The 20,650-nt window shown below is 69.0% G+C and carries 20 protein-coding genes; 12 read left to right on the plus strand and 8 right to left on the minus strand.

Annotation, left to right across the window (positions count from 1 at the left end; translation table 11 throughout):
- Window positions 1-33 precede the first annotated feature (33 nt).
- Window positions 34-2,610: a fasciclin domain-containing protein gene (locus FHR04_RS03695; RefSeq protein ID WP_139400907.1), complete on the plus strand. Its 2,577-nt coding sequence runs from the start codon at window positions 34-36 to the stop codon at window positions 2,608-2,610.
- A gap of 50 nt (window positions 2,611-2,660) precedes the next feature.
- Here FHR04_RS03695 and FHR04_RS03700 read toward each other — a convergent pair whose 3' ends face one another.
- A complete protein-coding gene (locus FHR04_RS03700; protein ID WP_139400908.1) occupies window positions 2,661-3,494 on the minus strand; it encodes a metallophosphoesterase family protein in 834 nt (277 codons plus the stop codon).
- Between the two features lie 184 nt (window positions 3,495-3,678).
- Between FHR04_RS03700 and FHR04_RS03705 the strand changes: the two genes are divergently transcribed.
- Together FHR04_RS03705 and trmFO are read left to right on the plus strand one after the other, a co-directional pair.
- Window positions 3,679-5,616, plus strand: coding sequence for an acyltransferase family protein (locus FHR04_RS03705; protein WP_139400910.1), 1,938 nt, complete (start codon window positions 3,679-3,681; stop codon window positions 5,614-5,616).
- A gap of 112 nt (window positions 5,617-5,728) precedes the next feature.
- Window positions 5,729-7,147, plus strand: a complete 1,419-nt coding sequence (gene trmFO / locus FHR04_RS03710; protein WP_139400912.1) for a methylenetetrahydrofolate--tRNA-(uracil(54)-C(5))-methyltransferase (FADH(2)-oxidizing) TrmFO — start codon at window positions 5,729-5,731, stop codon at window positions 7,145-7,147.
- A gap of 21 nt (window positions 7,148-7,168) precedes the next feature.
- Here the strand turns inward: trmFO and udk are convergent, their stop codons facing one another.
- Window positions 7,169-7,783, minus strand: a complete 615-nt coding sequence (gene udk, locus FHR04_RS03715; protein ID WP_039685329.1) for a uridine kinase — start codon at window positions 7,781-7,783, stop codon at window positions 7,169-7,171.
- Window positions 7,784-7,885: 102 nt separating this feature from the next.
- A complete protein-coding gene (locus tag FHR04_RS03720) occupies window positions 7,886-8,917 on the minus strand; it encodes a Glu/Leu/Phe/Val dehydrogenase family protein (RefSeq protein ID WP_039685327.1) in 1,032 nt (343 codons plus the stop codon).
- A 363-nt stretch (window positions 8,918-9,280) separates the two neighbouring features.
- On the opposite strand from FHR04_RS03720, the gene FHR04_RS03725 reads away from it, so the two are divergent.
- Window positions 9,281-10,801 carry an E3 binding domain-containing protein gene (locus tag FHR04_RS03725; RefSeq protein WP_139400914.1) on the plus strand — a complete coding sequence of 507 codons (1,521 nt, stop codon included), beginning with the start codon at window positions 9,281-9,283 and terminating at the stop codon, window positions 10,799-10,801.
- A gap of 127 nt (window positions 10,802-10,928) precedes the next feature.
- Here the strand turns inward: FHR04_RS03725 and FHR04_RS03730 are convergent, their stop codons facing one another.
- The 4 genes from FHR04_RS03730 to FHR04_RS03745 all read right to left on the minus strand — a co-directional run bounded on the left by FHR04_RS03730 (window position 10,929) and on the right by FHR04_RS03745 (window position 12,928).
- Window positions 10,929-11,243, minus strand: a complete 315-nt coding sequence (locus tag FHR04_RS03730; protein WP_139400916.1) for a hypothetical protein — start codon at window positions 11,241-11,243, stop codon at window positions 10,929-10,931.
- Between the two features lie 9 nt (window positions 11,244-11,252).
- Window positions 11,253-11,645, minus strand: a complete 393-nt coding sequence (locus tag FHR04_RS03735; RefSeq protein WP_039685320.1) for a hypothetical protein — start codon at window positions 11,643-11,645, stop codon at window positions 11,253-11,255.
- Window positions 11,642-12,166, minus strand: coding sequence for a hypothetical protein (locus tag FHR04_RS03740; protein ID WP_039685318.1), 525 nt, complete (start codon window positions 12,164-12,166; stop codon window positions 11,642-11,644). The genes FHR04_RS03735 and FHR04_RS03740 overlap by 4 nt, the downstream gene beginning before the upstream one ends.
- A gap of 72 nt (window positions 12,167-12,238) precedes the next feature.
- Window positions 12,239-12,928, minus strand: a complete 690-nt coding sequence (locus FHR04_RS03745; RefSeq protein ID WP_039687440.1) for a metal-dependent transcriptional regulator — start codon at window positions 12,926-12,928, stop codon at window positions 12,239-12,241.
- Between the two features lie 121 nt (window positions 12,929-13,049).
- Here FHR04_RS03745 and FHR04_RS03750 point away from each other — a divergent pair, with 121 nt between their 5' ends.
- From FHR04_RS03750 to FHR04_RS03780, 7 genes are all read left to right on the plus strand, one after another.
- On the plus strand, window positions 13,050-13,658 hold the full coding sequence (locus tag FHR04_RS03750; protein ID WP_311734701.1) for a sigma-70 family RNA polymerase sigma factor: 609 nt from the start codon (window positions 13,050-13,052) through the stop codon (window positions 13,656-13,658).
- Between the two features lie 33 nt (window positions 13,659-13,691).
- Window positions 13,692-13,976, plus strand: coding sequence for a hypothetical protein (locus FHR04_RS03755; RefSeq protein ID WP_139400918.1), 285 nt, complete (start codon window positions 13,692-13,694; stop codon window positions 13,974-13,976).
- On the plus strand, window positions 13,973-14,740 hold the full coding sequence (locus FHR04_RS03760) for a LolA-like protein (protein WP_249038958.1): 768 nt from the start codon (window positions 13,973-13,975) through the stop codon (window positions 14,738-14,740). Before FHR04_RS03755 ends, FHR04_RS03760 begins: the two co-directional genes overlap by 4 nt.
- A gap of 46 nt (window positions 14,741-14,786) precedes the next feature.
- Entirely contained in the window at window positions 14,787-16,076 is a 1,290-nt protein-coding gene (locus tag FHR04_RS03765) for a DUF1800 domain-containing protein (RefSeq protein ID WP_139400920.1), read from the plus strand.
- 107 nt (window positions 16,077-16,183) lie between these two features.
- Window positions 16,184-17,356: a DUF1501 domain-containing protein gene (locus tag FHR04_RS03770; RefSeq protein WP_139400922.1), complete on the plus strand. Its 1,173-nt coding sequence runs from the start codon at window positions 16,184-16,186 to the stop codon at window positions 17,354-17,356.
- Window positions 17,344-17,850: a hypothetical protein gene (locus FHR04_RS03775; protein WP_170213843.1), complete on the plus strand. Its 507-nt coding sequence runs from the start codon at window positions 17,344-17,346 to the stop codon at window positions 17,848-17,850. Before FHR04_RS03770 ends, FHR04_RS03775 begins: the two co-directional genes overlap by 13 nt.
- Window positions 17,851-18,080: 230 nt before the next feature.
- Window positions 18,081-19,088: a LacI family DNA-binding transcriptional regulator gene (locus FHR04_RS03780; RefSeq protein ID WP_039685305.1), complete on the plus strand. Its 1,008-nt coding sequence runs from the start codon at window positions 18,081-18,083 to the stop codon at window positions 19,086-19,088.
- 422 nt (window positions 19,089-19,510) lie between these two features.
- Here FHR04_RS03780 and FHR04_RS03785 read toward each other — a convergent pair whose 3' ends face one another.
- On the minus strand, window positions 19,511-19,873 hold the full coding sequence (locus FHR04_RS03785) for an FUN14 domain-containing protein (RefSeq protein WP_249038959.1): 363 nt from the start codon (window positions 19,871-19,873) through the stop codon (window positions 19,511-19,513).
- A gap of 179 nt (window positions 19,874-20,052) precedes the next feature.
- On the opposite strand from FHR04_RS03785, the gene FHR04_RS03790 reads away from it, so the two are divergent.
- Window positions 20,053-20,634, plus strand: a complete 582-nt coding sequence (locus FHR04_RS03790) for an RNA polymerase sigma factor (protein WP_039687434.1) — start codon at window positions 20,053-20,055, stop codon at window positions 20,632-20,634.
- Window positions 20,635-20,650: the final 16 nt, after the last annotated feature.

Raw genomic sequence — 20,650 nt, forward strand, 5'->3', positions numbered from 1 at the left:
ATCAGCAACCCATTTCTGTTCAGAGGTGAATTCATGAAGAAGCAGACCAGTCTCGTTACGCTTGGCTTACTCCTGGCGACCCCCGCCCTGGCTGGCGGCGCCGGTGCGCCGGTGGCCAAGCCCGCTCCCGCCTGCATGTCCATCGCGCAGATCGTGGCCAGCGATCCCAATTTCAGCACGCTGGCGACGGCGGTGGAAGCGGCCGGACTGACCGAGACGCTTCAGGGCGGCAGCTACACGGTGTTCGCGCCGACCAACGCTGCCTTCGCCAAGCTGCCCAGCGACACCCTGGCCGCGGTCCTGAACGACCAGGACATGCTCAAGAGCATTCTGCTGTACCACGTCGTTCCCGGCAAGGTCACCGCCAAGCAGGTCACCGGCATGACGTCGGGCAAGACGGCCGAGGGCTCAAGCTTCCTGGTGACGGTCAGTGACGGCAAGGTCATGATCGACAACGCCACGGTCACCAAGGCCGATGTGGTGGCCTGCAACGGTATCGTCCACGTGATCGACACCGTGCTGATGCCAGCTCCGGCCGTCGCAGAAGCGCCTGTCGCTGAAGCCCCAGTTGCAGAGGCACCGGCAGCCGAAACCCCTGTGGCTGAGGCCCCTGCCGCTGAAACCCCAGTTGCAGAAGCCCCTGCTGCCGAGGAGCCGGTGGCCCAGGCCGCGCCGGAAATGCCCGCCGCCCCGCCTGCCGTCAGCGTCGCCGACATTCCGGCCCTGCCCCTGAGCGGCGCGACCATCAACGCCGACGCTGCGGCCGCGACCACCGAGACCACGACAACGACGGATACCACCACGGCCACCGACACCGCCGCGACCACGGATACCACCACTGATACGGCGGCCACTGATACGGCGGCCACGGATACCGCAACCACGGACGCGACGACCACTGACACAGCTACGACTGCGACGGAAACCGTGGACACGGTCATCACCGAGGCCGCCGCGGACGCCGCCGACAGCGCCGAGATGAACACCAACTCGCTGTACGACGTGATCGTGGCCGACGACCGCTTCAGCACCCTGCGCGATCTGCTGAGCGATGCGGGCCTCACCGACATCCTGATGGACAACGAGTACACCATCTTCGCGCCCAGCAACGAGGCGTTCGCGGCCGTTGATCCTGAGACCCTGGCGCTGATCGCCAGCGATCCCGACACCCTGCAGCAGGTGCTGCTGTACCACGTCGTGACCGGCAAGATGACGGCCGAGCAGGTGGCCGGGGTCACGCAGATCAGCAGCCTGGAAGGCAGCAGCCTGAACGTCAAGAAGGACGGCGACACCCAGATGGTCGGCGACGCCAAGGTGACGGGTACCGTGGACACCGCCGACAATGGCGTCATCTACCTGATCGATAAGGTGCTGCTGCCCCCCACCCTGAAGCTGCCTGCCCCGCCCACCCCGGAAGAGGCTCCAGCTGCGGCAGCGCCAGCCACCACCACGGAAGCGCCTGCGGCGACGACTGATACCAGTGCGGCCACCACGGCGGCCCCAGCCGCGCCTGCGGCCACCGCTGCTCCGGCCACTCCGGCCCCGGCCACCGCAACCACGGCGCCTGCAGCCCCAGCACCCGCTCCGGCTCCTGCGGCAACGGCGACCACCACCACGGCAACCGGCGCGGAAACGCTGGTCTCACGCCTGAAGGGCGAGGCGCAGTTCAGCACCCTGCTGAGCCTGATCGAGAAGGCCGGACTGGCCGACGCCCTGATGGCCACCGACGTGACCATCTTCGCCCCCACCAACGACGCCTTCGCCAAGGTGCCCCAGGCCACCCTGGACGCGCTGATGGCCGACGACGCCAAGCTCAAGCAGGTCCTGTCCTTCCACGTCGTCTCCGGCCGCGTGACCGACGCCGACCTGATGGGCACCCAACTGCGTAGCCTGGAAAACAGCAGCCTGGACCTGAAGAACGAGGCCGGCGTGCTGCAGATTGGTGTGGCGACCAACGGCGTCATCACCGGCGCGACCGTGAACACCACCCCCATCATCGTGGGCAACAGCGCCGTCTACCCCATCGACGCCGTTCTGATTCCCCCGGATCTGACGCTGGGTGAGGCTGCGCCCGCCGCTGCGGCGACGGCGACGGCCCCGGCTGCGCCCGCTGCCCCGGCCCCGGTGGCCGTGCCGCCCGCCGCCCCCGTTTCGCCGACTCCTGCCGCCGCCACCGGGGCCATGACCCTGGAACAGCGCCTGGCCGCCGAGCCGCAGTTCAGCACCCTGCTGAGCCTGCTGCAGACCGCCGAGCTGACCACCCCGCTGATGGCCGCCGACGTGACCATCTTCGCGCCCACCAACGACGCCTTCGCCAAGGTGCCCAAGGCGACGCTGGACCGCCTGATGGCCGACAAGGCGCTGCTCAAGCAGGTGCTGAGCTTCCACGTCGTCTCGGGCAACGTGACCGACGCCGAGTTGAAGAGCACCCAGCTGCGCAGCCTGGAAGGCAGCAGCCTGGACCTGCAGGACAAGGCCGGCGTGCTGATGATCGGCGTTCTTGAAGGCGGCAACATCACCGGCGCCACCGTGAACGTCACTCCGATCCTGGTGGGCAACAGCGCCATCTATCCCATCGACTCGGTGCTGATTCCCCCCACCTTCAAGTAAAGCGTTTACCGCTGACCTGCCCGCCCCTGATCGGGCGGGTTTTTTGATGGTCAATGCCGGGTGAGCTGTCGCCTCAAAAAGGCTTCCCAGGTGTGGGGCGTACGGGGTGTCCCTGTGTCCTCGGTCCATTGCCAGTACGGCGTGTACATACTGCGCGAGGTGAGGATCTCCTCCCTGAAGATCTGCGCGCTGAGGCCGGTGTCCAGCAGGCCGCTGCTGTCGAAGCGGGCCAGCACGCCCGCGCGGTCATACGGCACGGCCCGGAATTCCACCTGCCAGCCCACGGGGGCGGCCGTCAGCAGCAGGTACTGGGCGCGTGGATCCCCGTTGGCGGGCGCTCCCACGGCCCCAGTGTTCAGTACCAGCACGCCGCCGACCTGCGCCTGGGCCGGACGGTGAATGTGTGACCCGATCAGCACGCCATGCCCAGCGCTCAGTTCCTGCACGCGCTCCGGCCGCGTCCGCTCGCTGACGCCCTCGCGGTAGTGCAGCGGCGAGCCGTGCGCAATCAGCACGGGCGGCAGCCCCGGAAGCTTCAGAGTGTGGGTCATGGGCCAGTCGGCCGGCACGTGCAGCAGTCCGGCCCGGTCCAGTTGCGTGGCGCTCCAGTCGGTGGCGCCCCAGAAGGGGTCACTGAACCAGTCCGCAGGCAGGTCCGCGCTGCGGGCGTCCCATAGCCGCAACAGGTCGTCGTGGTTGCCCAGCGTGAAGCTCACGTCGTCCCGTGCCAGCAGCGTCTCTAGGGCGGCCACCGAATCCGGCCCCCGGTTGACCACGTCGCCGTTGACCACGATCTGCTCGGCTCCCTGGGCCTGCGCGTCGGCCAGCACGGCCCGCAGGGCGTCCAGGTTGCCGTGGATATCCGCGATGATTGCCAGGCGCATCTGCCGTGGATTCTAACCAGTGAGGCCAAGACGGATTGCGGTCCTGGCTCCGGCAGCATGGGAATATTGAGCGATAGGACGGCAGTAATTTATAGTTTAACGGTCCTGAAACCTGTGACATGCAGAATACCCTGTGTTCAAAGCGGAGAGAACATGAACGAACTCTGGTCCCCCCTGGCTCCCCATGACTGAGGTCTCTTCCCGGTCCCTTGCCTACCGTCCTGAGCTCGATGGGCTGCGCGCTCTGGCCGTCCTGGCCGTCATCTTCTACCACTTCGAGATTCCGCCTTTCAGGGGCGGTTTTATTGGGGTGGACATCTTCTTCGTCATTTCCGGCTTCTTGATCTCGGGCATCCTGCGCCAGCAGATTGAGGGCGGCACCTTCTCCTTCGTCCAGTTCTACGTTCGCCGCTTTCGCCGTCTAATTCCCGCCTCCATCGCCTTGATCGCTGTGACTAGCCTGCTGGCCCTGGCGCTGTTCTCCCCAGAAATGCTGGCCAACCACGGCAAACTGGCTGTCATGTCGGCATTCTCGCTGGCCAATCGGGAACTTTATTTCGCCTCCGGCTACTTCGATCCCAGCGCCGCCACCAAGCCCCTGCTGCACATGTGGTCCCTGAGCGTTGAGGAGCAGTTCTACTTCGTGTGGCCTGCCTTCATGCTGCTGTGCCTGCGTTTTTTAGGCAAGCGAGTCACGCCTTGGCTCATCGCTGCCGTCAGCCTGGTTTCGCTGGTCTTCTGCGTGATGTTCACCGAGCGCATCCCACAGGCAGCGTTCTACCTCACGCCGTACCGGATGTTTGAGTTTGGCTTTGGCGCGCTGCTGCTGTGGCTGCCTCTATCGCTGGAACACCGTTTCGGACAGATCACCGGCCTGCTGGGGCTCATTGGCCTACTGGTGATGGCCTGCGTACTGTCGGACGTCTCTAGCTTTCCTGGCTGGAACGCGGTGTGGGTGGCGCTGCTCAGCGCCTCGCTGATCCACGGCAGCCGCGCGGGCGTGGTGCACCGCCTGCTCAGTCACCCTGCCGCCGTGAGCCTTGGGGTGCTGAGCTACTCCCTGTATCTGACGCACTGGCCGGTTTACGTGTTCTACCGTTTCATCGTCGAGCGTGACCTGGGGGTGGCGGATCAGGCGCTGCTGCTGGGCCTCACGGCAGCGTCAGCGCTGGCGCTCTACCGCTGGGTTGAGCGTCCCTTCCGACTGGGCCGGCGGGACCACAAGGATTCCACGCGCCGTCCAGCCCGGCTCTACCCGGTGGCCGCGCTGTACGCCCTGGTCATCGGCGTGGGTGCTGTTGCTTTGACCACGGACGGCCTGCCGAACCGCGCGCGGGTGAACGGCGTGGTGCCCCCCACCTCTGACGCTCTTTCGGCAGCTCAGTCCCGGTTCTGCAAGGGTAGGGATCCGCAGCCGCTGGTCACCTGCGCCACCTCGCAGGACCGGGCCGGCTCGGTCTACGTCTGGGGCGATTCGCACGCCCGGCACCTGGCCCCAGGCTTGGCCGAGGCGCTGGCGGATCAAAACGTCAAGATCATCTACAGTTCGGCCTGTGTGCCATTGTGGGGTGTTTCCGAACTGCCTTACGCCCGCTCACGCACCTCCAGGCGCGAATGCGCGTCGCACAACATGGAGACGCTCAAGTTCTTGGAAGGCCTACCCCCGGCCCCGGTGATTATCGCGGCCCGCTGGAAGAACTACCTGACCACCCCGGAGTTGCGGCGCGTCGGGCTTCAGGGTCTCAAGGACGTGACGCAGCGCCTGGAGCGTAGTGGGCATCCGGTGACCGTGATCGGCAACGTGATTGAGCCTGGCCCGGAAGTCATCGACTGCCTGCGCTCGCCGGATACCTTGATCACGCCCCGTGCCCGCTGTCAGCCCTTTAGCAGCCCCGTCCAGGCATCGCTGGAGGCCAATGTGGCCCTGCAGCCTCTCGGTGCGGCGTTCTTCGATCCCACTCCGGTGTTCTGCACGCCCGAGTGTCAGGTGGCCATCGGCAAAACGATGCTGTTTCGGGACGGCCATCACCTGACCGATGAGGGCTCGCTGCGGCTGGCTGGGGCGTTGGTGCGAGCAGCGCCGCTCTCGCTAACGGTGCAGGGGAGAAGTACAGGCAGGTAAAATTTCTGAGGGAGGGTTGAGGCAAGAGAGAGGGGTGCTATGCGTCTCCAGCTTGGTAGAAATCCCCACCCGCGCACTGCGGGCCATGCCGTGCCTCCCCTAAACTGCCCGCATGACCACCTCCACCCCTCCTTCCATTACCGTGATCGGCGCAGGCCTGGCCGGTTCCGAGGCCGCGCTGGCCGCCGCCGCTCAGGGCGTGCGCGTGCGCCTGCACGAGATGCGGCCCGTCAAGATGACCCCGGCGCACCGTTCTGGCGGCTTCGCCGAGCTGGTGTGCAGCAACTCGCTGGGCGGCGAGGGCGAGCGCCAGAGCAAGGGCCTGCTGCAAGCCGAGCTGCGCAGCGTGGGCGGCGGCATCGTGACGGCGGCGGACGCCTCCAAGTTGCCCGCCGGCAACGCTCTGGCCGTCGAGCGCGACGAGTTCAGCGCCCGTGTGACGAAGGCCGTACGTGAACACCCGCTGATCGAGGTGATCGAGGGCGAGGTGGAGGCCGTGCCGGAAGGCATTGCCGTAATCGCCTCCGGCCCGCTGACCAGCGACGCGCTGGCCGCCGACGTGGCGCGGCTGACCGGCAGCGAGCGCCTGAGCTTCTACGATGCCGCCGCCCCCGTCATTGATTTCGCCAGCATCGACATGAGCGTGTGCTGGCGGGCCGGGCGCTATGACCAGAGCGCCGACTACATCAACTGCCCGTTCACGAAAGAGGAGTATCTGGCCTTCTTCGCCGCGCTGGAACAGGCCCGCAGTCACACGCCGCACGACTGGGAAAAGCTGGAATTTTTCGAGGGCTGCATGCCCATCGAGGAAATCGCGCGCCGGGGCGTGGACACCCCGCGCTTCGGCCCGATGTCCCCCAAAGGGCTAGACGATCCGCGCACCGGGCGCTGGCCTTACGCGGTGGCGCAGTTGCGACAGGAGGACCGCGAGGGCCGCCTGTGGTCGCTGGTGGGCTTTCAGACGGGCCTGAAGTGGGGCGACCAGAAGGCAGTGGTGCAATTAATCCCCGGCCTGAACGACGCCGAGATCGTGCGCTACGGCGTGATGCACCGCAACACCTACCTGAACGCGCCGCAGGTGCTGGACTCCACGCTGCAACTGCGCGCCGATCCGCAAAAGCTGGTGGCCGGCGTGCTGGCCGGCACCGAGGGCTATCTGGAAAGTGCCGGGACAGGCTGGCTGGCCGGCACCAACGCGGCGCGGCTGGCGCGTGGGCTGGAGCCGCTCACGCCCCCTGCTGAATCCATGCTGGGCGGTCTGGTGCGCTACCTTGCCAGCGCCAACCCGAAGAACTTCCAGCCCATGAACGTCAACTGGGCGCTGGTGCCCGAACTGCCTGCGCCGCAGCCGGGGCCGAACGGCAAGGTCCGCAAGCTGGGCAAGCAGGAGAAGCGCCCGATTCTGTTCCGGCGCGGCCTGAACGCCTTCATGGCCTGGGCTGGGGAGGAAGCCGGATTGCAGGTCACCCCACCGCCCGTGCCGCATCAGGAGGAAAGCGCAGAGGCGCAGGCCCAGCTGGTGTTGCGCTAGACGCCTCAGCTCTCCGCTCGTTCAGATCGTCGTGCGAATCCGCGCGGCCAGCATGTCCAGCGCGGGTTCGTTCATGCCGCCGTGGGGAATGATCACGTCGGCGTAGCGCTTGGTGGGCTCCACGAAACTCAGGTGCATGGGGCGCACGAATTCCAGGTACTGCGAGATCACGCTCTCGGGGGTGCGCCCGCGCTCGCCGGTGTCGCGCAGCAGCCGCCGGATAAAGCGCACGTCGGCGTCGGCGTCCACGAAGACCTTGAGATGCATCCTGGCCCGCAGTTCCTCGTCATACAGGGCAAAGAAGCCCTCCAGCACCACCACGCTGCCCGGCAACACGGTGGTGGTGCGTGCCGAGCGGGTGTGCTGCGTGAAGTCGTACTCGGGCATGTCGATGGGCACCCCGGCCAGCAGCGCGTCCAGATGGGCGCGCAGCAGCTCCCAGTCGAAGGCCGCCGGGTGATCGTAGTTGGTCTTTAGCCGCGTCTCGAAGGGAATCTCGTCCTGGCTGCGGTAGTAGTTGTCCTGCGCCAGCACCGCCACGCCCTGCGCGCCCACCGTTTCCATCACCCGCCGGGTCACGGTGGTCTTGCCGCTGCCCGAGCCGCCGGCCACCCCGATCACGAAGGGCGAGGTCATTTCGCGCCTGCGGCGGGATCTAAAGGTCTAAGGGTCAAAAGGTCTGAAGCCTGAGAGCTTCTTTCGATCAACCATCTTCCATCAACCATCAACTTTCCCCCCTCACGCGCGTCCCAGGCTGCCGATCAGCTCGATGCGCCGCTCGGCCATGCGGCGGGCCACCACGCTGGGCGGCTTGCTGTACTGCTCGGCCACGTGCGTGATGCGGCTGACGATCTGGTAGACCTGCTCGGCGGCGGCGTTCATGTCGGCCCCGGTGGCGGCGGCGATCAGGCCCGCCGAGTTGATGGCAAAGTCGGGCATGTACACGATGCCGGCCTCCTTGACCGCCTCCTCGCCCCGGCGGGTCAGCGGGTGGTGTTCGCCCCCGGCGATCAGGCGGCACTGCAGCCGGGACACGTCGGCGCTGTGGATGCTGTGACCGAAGCCGCACGGCGCGAGAATGTCGCCGGGCACGTCCAGCGCGCTGCCGCAGCTCACGACGTCCACGCCGCTCAGCTGATCGGCCAGGGCCTGCGCCCGTTCGGGACGGTCATCGGCCACGGTCAGCCGGGCGCCCTCGCGGTGCAGGTGGGCGGCCAGCGCGCGGCCCACGGCGCCCACGCCCATGATCACCACCCGCACGCCGCGCATGCTCTCGGCGCCCAGCGCGAAGCGGGCGGCGGCCTTCATGCCGCGGTACACGCCGTAGCCGGTGATGGCGCTGGTATCGGTGTTCATGCCCAGCGTGGCGGGGGTTTCCTGGGCCACGAAGGCGATGTCGGCGGGGGTCACCCCGATGTCCTCGGTCAGCACCGCCCGTGTCGCCAGGGGCCGGACCTGACGGCCCAGCGCCCGGAACAGCGCCTCGCGGGCGTGGGGGTCGTCCACCCCGGCCTCGGGCATCATCAGGACGCAGGCCCCGCCGCCGTAGTTCAGGCCCGCCAGCGCCGCTTTCAGGGTCAGGCTCTCGGACAGCGCCAGCGCGCCGCGCACCGCCAGCTCCTCGTCCTGCTCGCGCAGCCGCACGCCCGCGATGGCCGGCCCCAGCACGGTGGAATGCACGGCCAGCGCCGCTTTCAGGCCGCTGGGCGCGTGGTGAAGCAGCGTCAGGCTCTCGTGGCCGCGCGCCTGCATTTCTTCAAGGATCAACATGGCAACTCCTGTGGCCGCGCCCCGCCTCCGGCCTCTTCACGCACTCTTCAGCCGAGGCCTTCTGGTCTGCCGTCGCGGCGGCACGCGCCGTAGCCTAGCACCCGGTCTTTGGCCGTGCCAGGGCGCTGCAAACGGTGGGCCGCGCCGCCCCGGACAGCGGGAGCAGGGGAGAGGCCGCCGGGCCAACGTGCAGAACTCCACCCCGTCGCCGGCGCTTGAAAGAACGCTGTCAGACCGGGCGCGGCACTCTGCGTGCATGACCTTGCCCGCGTCTGGCCTGCTGTTCTCCCTGGATGGGAACGGGGCGGGCGCGCCGCACGGACGTTCATGAGTACTGACATGGGCGCGCAAAGGGGGATGGGAATGGAACAGATTGCTCCGCTCGCCAAGATTCTGGCAGAAGCGAACGGCATTGATTGGCAACAGTTGCGGGGCTCTGGTTCGGGCGGAACGGTCGTCGAGCAGGACATCCTGAACTACCTGTCACGCATCATGAGCGGCGAGGAAGAGCCGCCGTCCACCCCGGTCGACGACATGCCCGAGGGCTGGACCGGCGACGAGCAGCTGCCCGCCGGGATGTTCAGCGCCGCGCAGCTGAGCGAGGCAGGCATCGACAGCGACATCGCCGATTTCGTCACGCAGACCCGCTCGCCGGAGGTGCCGGCCACCCCCGCCGCCCCCAGCCTGCACCACGACGCCATGGATTTCGAGCTGGACGACGATATGGGCGATCTGGACGCGCCGCTGGCCGCCGAGCCGCAGCCTGTCGCCAACGACTGGTCCTTTGCCGCGGCGCCGCCCCGCGCCGAGCCGTCTCTGTCCATTGACGCGCCGCAGCCGACGGCCCCCGAACCGGCGTTCCCCAGCCTGAGTGCCCCGGAGCCGGTGGCCGCGCCCGTGGTTCATGCCCCTGAAGTGCACACCCCCGAAGTGCATATCCCCGAAGTGCAGGCGCCGGCCGCCAGCGCCCACAGCGACATCGCGGCGGCTGGCGGGGCCGCAGCGGGCCTGAGCGGCCTGCTCTCGCGCCTGTACCGCAAGGACAAGGGAGACGAGGCCACGCCCCCACAGATGGACGGCCCGGCGCCCATGCCAGAGCACCAGCCTGTCGCGCCCAGCCTGGGCCAGCAGGACCTGTCCTTCACGTCTGCTGCCCCTGCTGCCCAGCCTACGGCCCAGCAGCCCGAAAGCCAGCCGGTCCACGCCGACGCCGCCGAACTGGAGATTCAGGCCCCGGCCGTCGAGATGCCGTTCGTTGAAGCGCCCCTGGCCGAGGCCCCGGTTGCAGAGCCGATCCAAGCGGCCGCCGAGCTGGAAGCCGAGCCAGAAGCGGTGGTGCCGGACAGGCCAACCCCGGAAATGGCCACCCCGAACATGGCGGCCGCCCAGTCCGCACCCGCCAGCCCGGCCATGCCGGCCAGCGCCGTGTGGTTCGGCACCTACCTGCGCCGTGATACTGAAGTAAGCGCGGCCCAGGAGCTGGGCGCCCAGCTGTCCGAGGCCCTGGACCAGAACGTCTCGCTGGCCTTCCTGGTGGCCCGCGCCGCCCAGCGTCACGTCGACGCCCTGGGGCTGGACCTGGGCAGCGTCGCCCTGCACGGCACGGACGGTCAGGATCAGCCCATCACGGGCGGTGCGCTGCGCGACGCCGTGAACGCCCTGCACGGCAGCCGCGACAGCGCCCCTGATCTGCTGGTGACCGATGCCGGAGCGCTGGGCGCAGACGATCTGCACTACCCCCACACCCTGACCCTCAGCCTGGGCCGCGTGCAGGATGGCCGCGCCGCCCTGAGCCTGAACGGCGACGTGGACCCCCGTCAGGCCGCGCAGTTCCTGAGCCGTGTGGCCGCCGCCCTGGAAAAACCCATCGCCCTGGTGCTGTAAGCGCCCCTGGGGCCGGCACCAGGAGGCCCATTCCCGCGAATGTCGGGGGTGGGCCTCCTGGTGTTGGTGCGGCTGCTTGTGGTGCGATAACAGGGCAGGGAAGCCGGGTATACGCCCCTGCCCGGCGCTACGGAAACGGGGCCTTGCCCTCGGTCCAGCCTCCAGCCGGTCCCCCCGCCCAGTGCCACTCGCCGCCGCCCGGATGCTGGGCCAGCGCCGCCCGCACCGCGTCCAGCGGCACGCGCCGTGCGAAGCGCGTCCGGGCGTGCCAGCCGGCCAGGAAGGCCGAGGCCTGCGCCGACGCTGCCGTGCTGGAGGGCGAGCCGCGCAACGCGGCCCAGGCGCGGTTGACCGCCAGATCAAACAGGGCGGGCGGCGCGGCGGCGGCGTTGTGTTCGCCCTGCGGGCGGGCCTCGGTCAGGAAGGGGCGTTCCTCGGGCATGGGTTCCGGTCAGGCCAGACGGACGGGATGCGCCAGGGCGGCGATCTGTCCGGCGTGCCAGGCGGTGTGGCGGGCGTTCAGCCGCAGGACGTCCGAAACCGTCATGTTCTCGCTGCCGCCGAGGCGGGTGTGCAGATCGCCAGTGCTCAGGGCGCGGGCGGCGTCCACCTCCCAGGCCATCAGCCGGCTCAATCCCGCCGCGTCGTCGGGGGCCGGCGTGCCCGTGGCGGCGGCAATCTGGGTCCAGTAGTCCCGCTTGGTGGCGGTCAGGTGACTGGTCAGCCAGCCCACGCGCGGGTGCGGCTGGCCTTCGATGCTGGCCAGAGCGGCGCGCACGCTTTCCCAGGGGGCATGGTTGGCCTCGTCCAGCAGGATGGCCAGCTCCTCGGCGCCGAAGCTCACGCGCGGCCCGTGCGCAGCGAACTCGGGCGCAGGGAAAAGGCCTCGCCGTCGCGGGTCAGGCGGCCCAATTCCAGCATGCGGGCGGTCACGGCGCGGGCCTGCGCCTCGTCCAGCGGACTGCTCTCGGCCAGATCGCGCAGGGTGAACACGCCGCCCTTGCGCCACGCCAGACGGTAGACCATGCGCTCCTGCACGTCGGGGCGGCCCTCCTGCGTCTGTTTGCGTCCAAAGACGCGCCATACCCCATAACCCACCGCCAGCCCCACCAGCAGCGCCAGCGGAATCAGGCGGGCCGCCAGCGCCGGGTCACCCACCTGCAGGCCCAGGGTCCGCAGGGCGTCGTGGGCTGCCGCCACCGCCCCGGCGTCCGCCCCGCTCTCGGTCAGGCGCCGCAGCGCGCCCCTGGCGCGCAGGTAGCCCATGACTCCAGCCATATCGCCGCGCACGAACACCACGCTATAGGCCACCAGCGCCGCCGCGCACCCCGCCAGAGCAGAAAGAATCAGTCTCAGAGCGTTCACCCCCTCATGCTAGGTCAAAAAGGCCGGGGCAATGGTGCGCGGGAAGGGAAAAACGGCCGGGCCAGCCGACGGTCACGGCTGCTGTTCCGGGGCGTGGACGCCCACCTGCGCGGCCACGCTCAGCGAGAGCGTCAGCGGCTGCCCGGCCACCTGCACGCGCAGGGTGCCCAGCGCGGCCTCCACCGCCTCGACGTTCAGGCTCACGCCAGGGGTCAGGCCCACCCCGATCAGGGCGCGCAGTTGCCCGGCGTCGGCGTCCGGCACGCGCGAGACCACGGCGCAGTCCCCGGCGGCCAGCTGCGACAGGCGGCGCTCGGCGCGTTCGGGCACCTCGCCCGCCAGGGTGGGAATCGGATCGCCGTGCGGATCGTGGGTGGGATCGCCCAGCCACGCGGCAATCCGGGCTTCCAGGCGCTCGCTCAGGGCGTGTTCCAGCCGCTCGGCCTCCTCGTGCACCTCGTCCAGCGGCACGCCCAGCGCGCGGTGCAGGAACAGTTCCAGCAGGCGGTGGTGCCGCAGCACCTCCAGCGCTACGCGTTCGCCCTCGGCGGTCAGGGCCGCGCCCTGGTACGGCGCGTGCGACACCAGCCCCTGCTCGGTCAGCTTGCGCAGCATCCCGGTCACGCTGGCGGGGGCCACCTCCAGCGCGTCGGCCAGCGCCTGGGTGCTGACCTTGCCCGAGATCTGGTTCGTCTGCCCCAGCAGGTACAGCTGCTTGAGGTAATCCTCGGCAGAGCGGGAGAGAGGAGCGCGGGCAGTCATGCGGACAGTGTACCGGGCAGGTGCGGGGAAGGGCAGGGCCACACCGGGGCAACGTTGGACAGCGGGAACGTTCTGCCGGGAACTTTTTTTCATCTCGCGGCCTCTAAGGTACGAGGTGAGCTTGCGTGACCCCCCAGCCCCCAATCCAGCCGCTGTCCGCGTGTCGGCCCCCGACGCGGCGGACGCCTGCGATCTGCCCTCTGATCTGCACCTGGCGCGTCAGGCGGTGCGCGACGAGGCGGCCTTCGAGATGCTGGTGAGGCGGCACGCGGCGGGGGTGCACCGTCTGGCCGCTGGAATGGTGGGGCCGGGGGCGGCGGACGACGTGGTGCAGGAGGTCTTTATCGCCGTGCACCGGGGCCTCAAGGGCTTCCGGGGCGAGGCGGCCTTCAGCACCTGGCTGCACCGCATCGCGCTGAATGCCTGCCACAAGGCCATCCGCGGCAAGGGGCCGCCCACCGTCTCGCTGGGCGACGCGCCGGAACCCGCTGCCCCCCACAATCCCGTCCACGCCGGGGAACAGGCCGATCTGCGTGCCCGGCTGGCCGCCGCCCTGCAAACGCTGCCGGCCGATCAGCGCGAGGCCGTGTCGCTGCGAGAACTGTCGGGCCTGGACTACGCCGAGATCGCCGCCATCACCGGGGCGGAACTGGGCACAGTCAAGAGCCGCATCAACCGGGGCCGCGCCGCGCTGCGGGCGTACCTGACCGGGCAGGGCATCACGCCGTGAGCCGCCCGCCCCATTTCTTCCGAGGACTCTGCCATGACTGACCACGAACTTGATTCCCCCGAGCTGGACGCCCTGTTCGCGCAGGCCCGTGCCCCGACGCCCGCCGACGCTGGGGCCGCCGAACGCTTTTTGAGCGGCCACCGGCACCGACAGGCGCAGCACCTTGCCCGGCAACGCGCCCGGCGTGCGGGCTGGGTGGGCACGCTGCTGGCCTCGGCGGCGGCGGTGGCCGGGCTGACCGTGCTGCAGCCCGCGCCGGAGCTGCCCGCCAGCGCGGCGTACGCGGCGTATCAGAGCGCCTGGGGCGACGGCTGGTGAGGGGCGTGGTACTGGGCCTATTGGCCCTGTCGGGTGCGGCGGGAGCCTCGGACATGGACGAGCTGCTGGCCGCCCTGAAACGGGCGCGGACGCTGGAGGCGCGCGGCACGGTGGAGGTCACGGTGCTGTTTCCGCCGCGCGACACCCCCACCAGGGCGGCGGCGGCGCTGCCGCGCGTGCCGTTTCGCCCCGCCCTGCTGGCCCGCAATTTCGAGGTCAGGCGGGTGGGGGAGGAGACCATCGCCCGCCGCCCCGCCACCCGTTACGAGCTGACGCCGAAGGTGGGGCAGGCGGCGCGCTGGACGCTGTGGATCGACACCCAGTGGAACATTCCGCTGGCGTACCAGGAGGATTTCCAGGACGGCACCGTCGCCCGCCGCGCCGCATTTCTGAAGGTGAATGCCAGGCCCGCCGCCGTGCGGGTGGCCCTGCCCAGCGCGCCGGAGGGGCTGCGGCGCGCGCTGCTGGCGGCCCTGCCCGGCCTGCGCCTGCCCGCCGGAACCCAGCCGGTGGCCGTCCGGGGCCGGCCGAACGGCGGGCTGGAGGTCAGCCTGACCGACGGCCTGAACGTCTTTGCGCTGGTGGTCTCGCCCAGGGGGGTGCGGGCCGCGCCGGGCATCGCCTCGCGCCGGGTGGGGGGCGGGTACGTGTGGCTGGTGGGCAATCTGCCGCAGGCGGCGCTGGACAGCGCTCTGGCCGGGGTCAGCCGCGTGGAGCCGGCGGCGCTGGGAACTTTTTTGAAGGCAGACGCCTCTAACCCGTAGAGAACGATTCCAGAGTGTTGTCCAGAGTGTTGTAAGGAGAAGAACCGTGAGCCTGACCCCCCATCCCCAGACCCTCAGCCCGGAAGACGCCGCGCATTTCCTGCGGCGCACCGCCTTCGGGGCCACCGACGCCCAGATCCGTGCGCTGGTGGGCCAGGACGCCCGCGCGGTGGCTGAAGACGCCCTGAAGTTCGACGCCCGCACCGCTCCCGGCAATCCCTTCGATCCGTCGACCGGGGCCACCCCCGGCGCCATGCTGCAGCTGACCCGCGCCGCGTGGCTGTTTGAAATGATGTACAGCCCAAACCCGCTGCGCGAGCGGCTGGCGCTGACCTGGAGCAACCACTTCGTGATCGGCACCGACAAGGTCAAGAACCATCCGGCGCTGGCCGCGTATCTGGGAGTGCTGCGCCAGCACGCCGCCTCGCCCAGCTTCGAGCGCTTCACGCTGGAGATCGCCCAGACGCCCGCCATGCTGCGCTATCTGGACAACGACCGCAACAAGAAGGGCAAGCCCAACGAGAACTTTGCCCGCGAGCTGATGGAACTGTTCACGCTGGGCCTCGGCACCCCCGGCCACCCCAATTACACTGAACAGGACGTGCGCGAGGGTGCGCGGGCGCTGACCGGCTGGAGCTTCGAGGGCGGGGGCAACGTCAAGACCAATTACCTGAGGCCCGTCAAGGCCAGCTTCAATCCCAGACAGCACGACGACGGCTCCAAAACGTACCTGGGGCAGACTGGAAAGCTGGACTTCGGGGACGTGATCCGTATTGCGGCCACGCACCCGCAGACCGCCGTGTTCGTGTCGCGCAAGCTGCACCGCGCCTTTGTGGCCGACACCCCGGATGAGGGGGCCGTGCAGGGCAGCGCCGAGACTTTTCGCCGGACGAACGGCAATCTCGCGGCGGTGCTGGAGGAGCTGCTGTCCAGCGCGGTCTTCTACGCCCCACAGAACCGCGCCAGCATCATTCGCGGCCCGGTGGAGTACATCGTGGGCGTGGTGCGCACGCTGGGTCAGCCCAAACTGGAGGCCAGGCAACTGCTGAACCTGACCCAGACGGCGGGCAAGATGGGCCAGCTGCTGCTGCAACCCGACACCGTGAAGGGCTGGGACGGAGGGCGCGAGTGGATCAACGACTCCACCCTGCTGACGCGCATGCAGGTGGCGGCGGCGCTGGCCCTGGGCAAGACAGCCCCCCAAATCGGCGTCGTGCCCGGCGATCTGGCCCTCTTCGGCTCCGAGAACAGCCCGGTGCAGGCGGCTCTGAAAGGCCTGAATCCCAGCCAGCGGCTGTATCTGGCGCTGATCAGCCCCGAGTTCCAGCTGGCGTGAAAAGGGGCCGTCAAACCGTCACACCGTCGAACAAACAGTCAAACCGTCCAGCACAAGCACGCGTTTCTTTCAGCCGTTAGACGGTCTGACCCTCCGGAGGAGCCTCCATGCCCGACAGACGTGATTTTCTGAAACTTTCCGCCCTGGCGGTGGCCGCCACCACCGGCATGCCCGGCTTTCTGGCCCGTGCGGCGGCCCAGGCCGGCGGCGACAAGACGCTGGTGGTGATTCAGCTGACCGGCGGCAACGACGGCCTGAACACGCTGATTCCCTACAGCAACGGCGCCTACTACGCCGCGCGCCCCAACATCGCCATTCCCAAAAAGGACGTGCTGACCCTGACCCCAGATCTGGGCATGCATCCGGCCCTCAAGCCGCTGATGGGCCTGTGGGACGCGGGCCATCTGGCGTGGATGGAAAACGTGGGCTATCCCAACCCCAACCGTTCGCACTTCGCCAGCATGGCGATCTGGCACACCGCCGATCCCACCCAGGCCGGGGCGGACGGCTGGATCGGGCGGGTGGCCGAGAAGATCGGTGATCCCTTCTGCGCCTCCAACCTCGGCGGCACCACGCCGCTGGCGCTGCGGGCCGACACCTTCAGCCTGCCCAGCATCGAGGGGGTGGACACCTTCGGGGTCAAGCTGCCGCAGGGGGTGGACGGGGCCTTTAACGCCATGCTAGGCGCCCCGCGTCAGGGCGAGGCCGACTACCTGCTGCGCGCCACCCGCCAGATGATGAAGAACACCGCGCGCGTGCAGCAGAACGTCAAGAAGTACAAATCCGGCGCCGCCTACCCGGACGACCGCTTTGCCGCGCAGCTTCAGGACGCCGCCCGCCTGATTGCCGCCGGGGTGGGCCAGCGCATCATCTACGTATCCCTGGGCGGCTTCGACACCCACGCCGGGCAACGCGCCGAACAGGACGAACTGCTGGGCCGGCTGGCGGGCGGGCTGGCGGCCTTTTACGCCGACATTCAGAAGCAGGGGCTGGCTGATCAGGTGGTGGTGATGGGCTTTTCCGAATTCGGACGGCGGGTGGCCGAGAACGCCAGCGCCGGCACCGATCACGGCAAGGGCAGCGTGATGTTTGCGCTGGGGAACGGCGTCAAGGGCGGCGTTCACGGCAGCAGCCCGGATCTCGAAGACCTGTCCGAGGGCGACATCAAGTACCGCCAGGACTTCCGGGGCGTGTACGCCGAGGGCCTGCACAAGTGGCTGGGGCTGGACGCCCGCGCCGTGCTGGGCGGCGACTTCACGGGGCCGGGATGGGTGGCCTGAGCGGTTCCCCGGCGGCGCGTGTCCGGGGGGTGGGCGGCGTGCTGGCGGCGCTGGTGCTGCTGGCGGCCCCCGTTGCCCTGGCCATGCCGCGTTACCGGCTTCAGGCGATTCAGCAGTTCCACTACGACGCGGCCAACCCGCTGTGGCAGCTGGACCGCCGGGTGATGGCCTGCACCTTCTGTCATGTCAATGAGGGCGGCGGCGCACCGTGGAATCCCTTTGGTGAAGCCATCCGCGCCGGCTTTCAGGCCGACGCGGCGGCAGGCCAGAAAGGCAAGTTTCCCGATGTGCTGTACGCCGTGCTGAAAGCCGAGGGCGACGCGGACGGCGACGGCTACCCGGACGTGCTGGAGGTCTTCGCCCACACCCTGCCCGGCGACGCTGACAGCAAACCGGATCAATCTCTGGCCGAGGTGCGGGCAGCGTTCGCGGCGGCCGGGGGGGTGGCGCAGTACGCGCCGAAAGCGCCGCAGTCTTCAGGTTCAGCGCCCTGACGTTCACCGGAAAGCTTCATTCTGGGTCTGGCGCACACGTTCGTGCCTCGCCGGACCTTCCAATCGCTGACCGGATTCCTACTCCTGGCAGCGCGCAGTGGTGACCTGCGTGCGGGACCGCCGGACCCCGATTCTGCACCTCAGGCTCCTCACGCCGCCGGCCCCGGCGATCCGCACGCCGCTTTGCTTGGAATCCCTTCCATCATCCGGGGTATCCTGGGGCCCTAACCATGAAAACCCCCACCATTCAGGATGTCGCCCAGCGCGCTGGCGTGGGCGTCGGCACCGTCTCGCGGGTGCTGAACAACCACGCAGCGGTCAAGCCCGCGACGCGCGAGGCCGTGTTGCAGGCCATCGCGGCCCTCGATTACACCCCCAACCCGCACGCCCGGCGCATCGCGGGGGGCAAGAGCTACACCATCAGCGTGCTGCTGCCCGTGCTGACCACCGAGTTCTACGCCCGGCTGCTCGACGGCCTGGAAACCGCCTTTCAGGAGGCGCGCTACGACGTGGCCATCTTTCCGCTGCTGGACCGCTCGCGGCTGGAACGCTATCTGGCCTCGCACACGCTGGCGTATCAGGCCGATGGGCTGGTGATGGCCACGTACAACCTGACCAAGGTGTTCCACGAGCGCCGGTTGCGGACCCAGCAGCCCACCGTGCTGGTGGACGCCTACACCGACGACGCCGACTGCTCGTACATGGACAATCTGGCCGGTGGCCGGCTGGCCGGGCAGTACGCCGCCACGCTGCCGGGGGCGCTGTACGCGATCTGGGTGGAAACCGAGCTGGACCAGCTATTCATCACCCGCGTCTTCGAGGACCGCCGCACCGGCTTTCATCAGGCGCTGGCGGCGGCGGGCCGCCGAACAGAGGCCGAATACACCGCCAGCTTCGACACGCTGGCCGCCCGCAACACCGCTGCCGCGCTGCTCGACGACGTGCAGCGCAAGGGCGGCGGCCTGCCCTGCACGGTCTTCGCCTCCGCCGACCTGCTGGCCGGGGCGCTGCTGGACGAGGTGCGGGTGCGCGGGCTGACGCCGGGACAGGACGTGCGGATCATCGGCTTCGACGATCAGCCGTGGGCCGCCGCGCGTGGTCTGACCACCCTGCACCAGCCGGTTGAGGCGATGGGCCACGAGGCCGCGCAGCTGCTGCTCTCGCGGCTGGGCGGGTACCGGGGACCGCCGCGCGCCCGCCGCTTCGAGCCGCATCTGATGGTGCGGGACACGGCCTGAACGTGGTCTGATACGGACTCCGATTGAAAGGTGTTGGAAACACCTGGAAATCTGAGCAGACTTGCAAAGCTGCGAAGCAGAGCGAGAAAGAGAAAAACGTCCCTCCGGACGTGGAGTGTAGGAACCGGGAGAGCGCCGGTTCCTACACGAAACAAACGGAATCCGTATGAGCCGCACTCTGATGGATTCGTTTGCAAAAACGATAGAAATCCGAGCGAGGTTTGAAGAGCTTCGCAGAAGAGGAAGTGCGTCCTCTCTTCGAGCTGTCCCAGTCATGGATGTCTGTTCCTGACGGGCGCGAGGAGGAGCTGCCCTTCCCTCCGGGCGTGGAGTGGGCAAGGCATGCGCTGTCCCGGTTTGTGAGCGGTACAGACAGAATCCGTCTGACCTGGCCGGATTTGCTCCGCCGCGTGTTCGCGCGTCTACAGCCGCAGGCGCAGCCCCAGCAGGAAGCCGGTTGTGAACGCGCCCGCGAAGGGCAGGTTCGCCAGCAGCACCCGCTGGAACCACGCCGCGCCCTGCTCGCTGCCCTGGCGCAGGGCCGGCTCGGCCACCGCCTGCAGGTGCAGCCAGTTGATGGTGATCACGTCGAAATACGACAGCAGTTGCAGCGCGATGAACAGCAGGCCCACCACGATCAGCACGATGCGCCCCACCGCCTTGACTGCCAGGGCGGTGGCAAAGCCCAGCAGCGCGCCGACGCTCAGCTCGGGCAGCAGGGGGCGCAGGGCATCGAGAAAGCCGGGAGTCTGGGGATCAGCGGTCATGGAGGAAGGGGTGGTCATGGGTGCGGGCCTGACCCCGAGCCTATCAGGACGGCCTTCGGGCGTGGCCGGGGTGTGGCCCCTGCTCAGTGGGCCGGCCCAGTTCCGGCCTCCAGTGCCCACCCTCAGATCGTGCCCACGGAGCGTGGCCGGGACGGTATGGTGGGCGGGCCGTGACCTCGCCGCCCGATCCTTCCGCTGTGCCTGCCGCCCCGCCGGCCGATCTCGTGTCGCCGGACCTGCTGGAGCGGCTGACGGCGGGCGACGAGGCCGCGTGGTACGCCTTCGTGCAGGAGTACGAGGGCCGCATGTACGGCTACCTGTACCGGCTGGAAGGCAACAGTGACGACGCCCTGGATCTCACGCAGGAGGTGTTTTACCGGGCGTGGCGCAGCATCCGCACCTTCCGGCCCGGCGAGCGGGTGCTGCCGTGGCTGTATCAGGTGGCGCGCAACACCCAGATCGAGTCTCACCGCCGAAAGCAGCTGCAGCGCTTCAGCCTGGAGCAGGCGCGCGAGGACGTGGGCTTCGAGGTCACGTCCGAGGCGCGGTCCCCGGTGCGCGCCGCCGAGAGCGCCGACGCCCAGGACCGCGTACAGCGCGCCCTGCTGCAGCTGCCCGAGGACTACCGCGAGGCGGTGGTGCTGCGCTTCGTCGAGGACCTGCCCTACGAGGACATCGCCCGTATCCAGGGCGTGGCGCTGGGCACGGCCAAGAGCCGGGTCTTCCGGGCCAAAGAGCAGCTGGCTGCCCTGCTGGCCGACGTGGCCGACGTGAACTGAGGGGCAGGCGAGACGG

Source organism: Deinococcus radiopugnans ATCC 19172 (assembly GCF_006335125.1).
In the GTDB taxonomy this organism is placed as follows: Bacteria; Deinococcota; Deinococci; order Deinococcales; family Deinococcaceae; genus Deinococcus; species Deinococcus radiopugnans.